Source organism: Streptomyces durhamensis (genome assembly GCF_000725475.1).
In the GTDB taxonomy this organism is placed as follows: domain Bacteria; phylum Actinomycetota; class Actinomycetes; order Streptomycetales; family Streptomycetaceae; genus Streptomyces; species Streptomyces filipinensis.
Genome location: NZ_KL647054.1, coordinates 457 through 808 on the forward strand (window position 1 = coordinate 457; position 352 = coordinate 808).

A 352-nucleotide genomic window follows, 5' to 3' on the forward strand; every position below is an offset into this window, starting at 1 on the left:
CGACCGTGCGCAGAACTCCGAGCCGGATATTGGCCGTCGATTCCTCTCGGAGCCGGGAAACCAACAGCATGTTGTAGTCGGCCCCCACTGCAACCAGAACGATGAAGGACACCAGTGGGACCGGCCACGCTATTTCGTTGCCGAAAATGTGTTGCAGGACTAGGACACCGATGCCCAGCGAAGCTGCGTAGTTGAGAATGACAGTGGCCAGTAGATAGATCGGCGCGACGAGCGCCCGAAGCAGGAGCATCAGGATCACGCCGACTATCAGGAGCGTCCCGAATCCGAGTAACTTGAAATCGTATGCCAGAAGTCGTTGGACGTCGGCGTTGATCGCCGGGAATCCCGCTAC

The 352-nt window shown here is 58.2% G+C and carries 1 protein-coding gene; it reads right to left on the minus strand.

Features of this window, described 5'->3' with window-relative positions:
* A partial coding sequence (locus IO33_RS53450) for an MMPL family transporter (protein ID WP_037687812.1) occupies positions 1-352 on the minus strand: 352 nt, incomplete at both ends.